Genomic DNA, 4,646 nt, shown 5'->3' with positions numbered 1-4,646 from the left:
TTGAAGACTCCCGTTCGTGCGACCCAGGGGGTGTCTATCCCCTTTGCGGCCCTGGCCAGCCTGCCGCGCATCTCGGCGCAGCTGGCCGGGTCGAGCAGCCGGTCCGTCATGATCAATGAGACGAGTTTGGCCATGTCCCTTGTGGTGCCGGCCTGCGCAACCAGACCATCATTGCGGGATACGATCCGAACGTAAGGCCATTTCTTTCCTTCCTGGAAGTCGCCGGCGACCCAGAGACCCTGGTTGATTGAAGGATCGAAGAAGCCGCCCGCAGCCAGGGCCCCGTTCAGGTACCCATAGCCGACTCCATGAACGCACGCGGCGGCATGGGCATTGTTGCTCGGCACGATCATCCCCTCCAGTGCTCTGTCAAAGGCGGGAGAGAAGGCAACGGTAGCCCTGAGTCCCAGGCTGGCCGGCTTCGGCTCGAAAACGTTTCGATACGAAGGGACGCGATGTGCGTCCATGAGAAGGGAACGGGCGATATTGTCGGACGCCTTGGCAATTGACGGGTCCATCTGTGCGGCGAGCCAGGCGGACAGGTTTGCCGGGTTGGCTCCGGTGGTTGCGGCAAAACGCCTGACCATATCCCGCAGGGCATAGGCAGCGTACATGACAGCCACCTTGGCCTCGCTGGCAATGTAGTCGGTTTCGGTCTCGAGGTGGCCGGCCGACGGGAGGGGGCCCGACGCATTGGTCACGTCGACGACCGTGATCCGGACCGGAAAGGTGCCCGGCGCGAGCTTGCGATCCTTCTCAAACGCGGCAATGGCGTGCCTGAGCGCATGTGCCATCTTCAGGTCGGCCGCAAGGAGGTCATCCGGTCGTGGCGGGAACAGGGGAACGGGTGTGTGGGGAGAACTGACGGCAACGCCACCGGGCTTCCCCTCTTCCCACGCTCCCTCCGTTTCAACCGGATACTCGTCGTCCTCTGTTTCGTAATCGGCATACCCGGCCTCTTCGGCCTCTTCGAGTCCCGTCTCCCCGTAAAGGGCTTCCGGGAACTCCTCCAGTTCGTCGTCGACAAACTCGGCATCATGGAAATCCTCGAACGTTTCCCCGATCCCCTCGAACTCTTCGAGCTCAGGCTGGACACCCCGCACCAGCTCGTTTCGAATCCGCAGCCACTCCTGGGCGAGAGCACGTTCGCTCGTCCGGATCCGGCGCCCTTCCAGCTCCGGGTAGCGCGCGTGGAAGACGAAATTCGTCAGTTTGTTCTCGTCAGCAACGCCCTGCTGCTGGAGGAGGTTAAGGGCATCACTCTCCCTCTTGCTCGCCGTGTCGAACAGCTTGGATGCGTACTTTACCCACTCAGTGGCTTTGATCCCCACAGCTCCCAGGATCGTATTGCGGGTTTCGAACTTCACCAGCCAGCGGTCCTTTTTCCCCTTTCTGGTTTCCACGTTGTATCGGCCCATGGCCGCGCTCAGGTTTTTCCCGCTTCGCACCGACAGCAGGTCCACACCCTTGGCAATCCCTGCCAGCCATTGGTATACCGTGGGGCCGGGTTCATGGTGCTTTGTTCCATACCCTTTGATGAAGAGCGGGCTTTTCCGGTCCAGCCCCAGCTCCTTGAGCAGCGAATCGTTTTTCACGATTTTTTCGAACAGCTTCCTTTCTTTTCCCGTCAACAGAACCTTGTACATCGACGCGAAGTTGGTCCGGCTCATGAGCGTAAAGGCCTGCTTGGGAGGCATCCCCTTCACATCGGCGAAGGCTCCGGCCTTGTCGCTCTCCGTCCCCCCCTGGCCCCGCATGATGTAGTTGACGATGATCTGGAGAAAGCTGCGCAGCTTGGCCACTTCCGTGGCGGTCATGCCAGCCGTGTTCGCACCATCCAGGACCGCCTGTGCGTGCTTGATGGTGCCGTCCCGGTAAAACGGCCATTCGTGCTGTCTCAGGAACGATTCGTAGTACTCCAGCAGGAAACTTTCCGAAGACTGGATTCCCGCCTTCCAGGAGGCATCGGTTATCTCGACTTCCAGCTCCTCACCTGACTGAAGGATTTTTTCCTTCTCACCCTCCATCCCCGGTTTTCGGTCCCAGAAGCCCTGGCGCAACTCCTTCGTCGATCCCTTTCGCAGATGATCGACATTGAACGGGAATGCCTTGCGCGACTTCTCGAATTTCGACGCAGCCGCTCCATTCATGTCGTCGGTCATCGTGACCGCTTCTTTGAGGGCTTTTTCAAGTTTGGGCCATGAACGGAACCATTCCGTTTCAAATTCCAGAACCCCGTTCGTCTCGGACTCCAGCCTCACCCCTTTCCGGTCGACGAGGAAATCCTTGGGGCCGTATTTCCGTTCGAGGAGAATCGCGGTCGTACCATCGTTCCGCCAGATCCGGTTGCTGGTCTGAATTTCGAACTTCATACGTGGCAGGGGCTTTTCGTCGCCGGTCTCTCCCTCCTCGTAGGGGGTCTCCTCCTCGTAGCAGAGTTCCCGGCTCTCTTCAGGCTCCGCAAACGCCTCCTCGCCATATGCTTCGGCTTCCAGCGGCGAAAACCCTTCCGCGGAACCCCATTCTTCTCCTGCGAATTCCTCTTCCGGCTCCTCCGGTGCAAAGGGGGTGGTGCTCCCTTCCTCGAAGGCAGACCGGAACGGGCTCTCCGCCTCCAAGGCGATCAGGCGCGCCTCCCATTCGGGCTCGGCCTCGCCGCCGAAGAGCTCTTCCGCCAGAAAGGGGGACTCAAGGTCGCCCCGTGGACCGGGACGCGGAAGTCGATCATTTTCTTCCCGGGAGTTCATGGTTGCTCACCTCGTGCCTGTCATCATTCAACCTCTGCCGCGAAGTCATTGTCGGGAAAGAACAGGTCCGGGTTGATCGCCGACACGTCGCCCGTCTGCAGAGCCTTTTTCAACACATTCCGGTATGCTTCTACTTCATTGACGAAGAGTGCCTTGGGGGCGGTTTCGACAATCAGAACCCCCGTGGGTATCCGACTTTTGTTTGCGTCAAGGTCGGCGTTGATCTCCTTGATCAGCGGCTTGGTTTGGCTGTCGATCGTATCCGTCGCTGACTTGATCGCTGATTCGAATCGCGTCGTGTGCTTCCTGATCTCGCTGCGGACCAGGTCGGCCGACGCCTGGCCGCCTCCAGTCTTGTTCAGGCTTTGACGCAGTGCGGCCCAGGAGGCGCGCACGGCATCGGTGAACTCCCGCCCGATGCGGGCGACCAGCGCGTTGTGCTTGAGGTATCGCAGGTGCGGCGGTTCCTTCGGGTCCTTGTACGGCAGCACCAGTTTCTTGTCCGCCAGTTTGCAGACCTCGCTCCAGAGCGCCTTCGCGTCTGCCGGGTTCGACGTGAGACGCCGTGCGACAAAGGGGGTCTTCATCCCGCGGTACATGTCCTGCACCACGATCCGCGCCCCTGCCTCGTCGGTCTCGGCAGCGTCTATTTCGTGAACCTGTGCGTCCTTGTTGTTGATGCTGACGACTACATGCCGGTTGAACGTCGTTTCTCCACGGATCATGACACCAACGTGGGCCGGCATCTCGATGAGAAAGATGCGCGGCTTTGCGATGCCGTCGGATATGGAGCCGGACGCCAGCAGCCGGCCCAGGATGTGGAGCCAGCGGCAGGCATAGACGAAGCAGTCGTGCACCAGTGAACCCGTTACGGCACGGGGGAAAACACGCGTCAGATAATTTTTCTCACTGCATCCCTCGCGCAGGTCATGGGGAGCATGAATGGTGAACGCATTGAAATAGCGGCCTACCAGGCCGAGAATCAGCGCCAGCTTGCTCTCGCGCCGCAGCAGCGGTTTGTCCCACACGGTCCGTACCCAGGCCTGCCACGAGGCGCTGTCATGCAGGTTCGGGAGGGGAGCGGACCCAGACTCCTTGCGAAGTTCTTCCAGCAGCATCTTCTGCTCCGCTCTGCGCAGGAATACGGTGGTGAACGTCATGTCCGGGCCGTGGCCCGTAAACGGCGGAGGCTTGCTCGTGTAGTGCAGGTAACCGATGTCGCTGTCGGGCTTCTGGTCGAAGTAGTCCCGATACAGCGTCGCCGTCAGGTTGAATGTCGGCACCAGGGCCCGGGCATCATCGACCTGCGTGATGGCCGCCAAGCGCAGGATGTCCACCCACTCGGTTCCGATAACTCTGTCCGACAGTCGGGACTTCGCCGCCGTTGCCAGCCAGCCGTCCAGGAGCCGCTGGTAGTGCAGCCAGATGATCTGCACCAGCAGCGTTCGGTAGTCGAGCAGCAGGGATTCCGCCATGCCCGTCCGGCGGAGCCCACTGGCAAGTTCCGTGTGAAAGAAACGGAACAGCACGCCAGCCCGGTCCATTTGCCGCCGATGGGTCTCAGGCCGGGTTGCGATCCGGCTGATCTGATGGAGCCGCCTCATGGAGAAATGGAGGAAGTTTGCCAGCAGTTTCGAACTCTCCGCAGCCTGGTTGAGGTCCGGATAGTCGACCCAGGGGTAGTACCTGTCGCCTTCGAGGCGGGGAGCGCCGTAGATGAAGGACTCGGCACCCAGGCGGGCCACATGGACCATATGTTTTTCCGGAAGTCCCCCCAGCGGTTTGTAGACCGCGTTGAGCGCGGTCGGGAGCCGATTCACGAATTTTCCGAAATCTCCGAACGTGGCAAAGGCCTGATCCAGGGCGCGGGCTTCCGCGGTTCCCATTGCCTGCAGCTGG

Annotated in this window: 2 pseudogenes; both read right to left on the bottom strand. The window is 60.7% G+C overall.

Annotated elements, in window-relative coordinates:
* Positions 1-2,747 (bottom strand): annotated as a pseudogene (locus tag RCH91_RS00195) (hypothetical protein); the annotation flags it as partial.
* A 23-nt stretch (positions 2,748-2,770) separates the two neighbouring features.
* Positions 2,771-4,646 (bottom strand): annotated as a pseudogene (locus RCH91_RS00190) (hypothetical protein); the annotation flags it as partial.

The organism is Geobacter sp., assembly GCF_030834625.1.
Taxonomy (GTDB): domain Bacteria; phylum Desulfobacterota; class Desulfuromonadia; order Geobacterales; family Geobacteraceae; genus Geobacter.
The sequence above is the reverse complement of the archived record's forward strand: the minus strand, read 5'-3'. Positions and strand labels throughout refer to the sequence as shown.